Source organism: Kitasatospora sp. NPDC004799, assembly GCF_040609095.1.
GTDB lineage: Bacteria > Actinomycetota > Actinomycetes > Streptomycetales > Streptomycetaceae > Kitasatospora.
In genome coordinates this window covers 1-2201 of sequence record NZ_JBEXJK010000701.1, presented here as the reverse complement: position 1 = coordinate 2201, position 2201 = coordinate 1, and the positions used below count along the sequence as shown (strand labels likewise).

1 protein-coding gene is annotated in these 2201 nt (G+C 76.2%); it reads right to left on the bottom strand.

Going from position 1 to position 2201, the window contains the following annotated elements:
- Positions 1-565: 565 nt before the first annotated feature.
- The coding region (locus tag ABZW03_RS40065; protein WP_355269706.1) for an anchored repeat ABC transporter, substrate-binding protein at positions 566-2201 on the bottom strand (1636 nt) is incomplete at its 5' end.

Genomic DNA, 2201 nt, shown 5'->3' with positions numbered 1-2201 from the left:
GCCTCCGGTGCGACGGCGAGCGGGGCCGGTGCGGCGGCGGGCTTCGGTTCGGCGGCGGGCTTCGGTGCGGCGGCGGCCGGGGCGGGCAGGGGTGCGGCCATCGGTGCGGCGGAGAGCGGTGCGGCCAGTGACCGGGCCCGCGGTTCGGGCCGGTTCCCCGCCGCCGCGGGCGACTCCGCAGCCGCCGCCTCCGTGGGGCACGCGGCAGTCGCCACGGGCGCGGGCGTGGCCCCGGGCGTCGCCGTCGGCGACGCGGCCGGGGACGTCGTGGACGTGCCACCGTCCGACGGGAGTCCACTCGGTACCGGTGTGCCCGCCACCGTCGCGGGCGCACCCGTGGTCGAGGCCGGGGACGGGGACGGGGACGGAGCGGCCGACTCCGCAGCCCCCGTCGCCGTCGGATCAGCCGTCGGAGTGCCCGTCGGCGCCGCACAGCCTGCCGCCAGAGCGTCCACCCCGGGCGCTCCCTCCGCCCAGGCGGGCGCGCCCACGGCGAGCACCGCCGTCAGTACGCCCGCCAGCCCGAGCCCCGTGCGGCTCCGGCTTCCGTTCCCGTTCGCTGCCATCAGCTCTTCCCTCCTGCTGCTCCGCCGCCGAGGCAGCGGGCTATCTCGTCAGCGTTGTGGCGCATCATGGCCACGTAGTCGTGCACCTTGTCGTCGAAGGAGTCGCCGTAGACGGTGCAGACGCCGACCCCCTGGTCCCGGGCGACCCGGCGCAGCACGTCCGCCCGCGCGGCCAGGTTCGGCTCGACGAAGACGGCCGGCACGCGCCGGTCGGCGATGGTCCGGCCGAGTTCCTTGATCTGCGCCGCGCTCGGCTCCATGCCGGGGGTCGGCACCACGAAGCCGGAGATCTCCAGACCGTACGCCTTCGCCAGGTAGCCGAAGGCGTCGTGGGTGGTGATCAGTTTGCGGGCGGCCTCCGGCACGGTGGCGAGCCGCTGCCGCAGGTGGGCGTCGAGTTCGCCGAGGGTCTCCAGGTAGGCGGCGGCGTTGCGGTGGTAGGTGTCCGCACCGGCCGGGTCGGCCTTGACGAGCTCCGCCTCGATCCGCCGCACGTAGGCCTGGGCGTTGGAGACGTCCTCCCACGCGTGCGGGTCCTGGTCGCCGTGCACGTGCTTGCCGAGGACGGCCTGCGGCAGCACCCAGAGATCGCTGCCCGGCGCGCCGAGGAAGCCGTACGCGGCCTCGCCGGGCACCTGCTGGCGGGTGGTGGACGGCACGCTCAGCGCGACCTCGTCCAGCGGGTGCCGGGTGCGCAGACCGGACCGCCGGTCGTCGGCACGGACCAGCAGCCGGTGCTCGGCGGCGCTGACCGCGACGTCCGCGTGGCCGGTGTCGAGCACCCGGCGGCCGTCCGCCGCCCGGGGGTCGTCGCCGACGGCGAACACCACGGTGCCCTCGCCGATCGGTTCGGTGCGCCCGTCCGGGGCCTCGGTGCTGCCGGCGATCCGCAGCCGGTACGTGCCGGGCGCGGTGAACGCCCAGTTGACGTGGGTGTGCGCCTCGGGCGGCAGGGCGACCGAGTCCGTCCGGTCGAAACCGTCGGACGAGTCGATGTACCGCTGCGGCACGCCCAGCGTGTCGGTCAGGTACACGTGCAGGTCGCCCGGGCCCTCCAGGCCGGTGGCGCTGAGCCGGACCTGCGTGCCGTCGTCGGGCAGTCGGCCCTCCACGGCGAGGCCCAGCCAGAGCACGTCCAGGCCGAGGTCCTCCTCCAGCGGGATGGTCCGGCCGCCGTACTGGGACAGGCTCTCGGCGAGCGGCACCAGCGGGGCGTCGCCGCGCTTGTTGGTACGGACCGTCTTGAGGATGCCGGGCTCCTCCAGCAGCAGGCCGTTGGAGAAGACCAGCTTCGCGCGGGACACCTTGGCGGCGTCACCGGGGCTCGGCTCGTACGAGTGCGGGTCGCCGTGGTGCGGCACGATCGAGGTGGCCGCCACCCGGTCGCCGCCGACCTGGCGGACCAGGTCGGCGATGATCGCGGTGGTGGTGGAGACGGTCAGCCGGTCGCCGTCCGGGCCGGCCGCCGCGCCGGAGCACGCCGCCGACCCGGCCAGCAGGGCGCCGGTGACGGCTGCGGCAGTGGCGCGCCGCCACCGCGCGCGCAGGGCACCGAGGGTGCGGCCCGGGCCCGGGAACGGCTGGCGCTGGACGATCTCCTCCGGCAGGCCGAGCTCCTGGCCGACCATCCGGAGG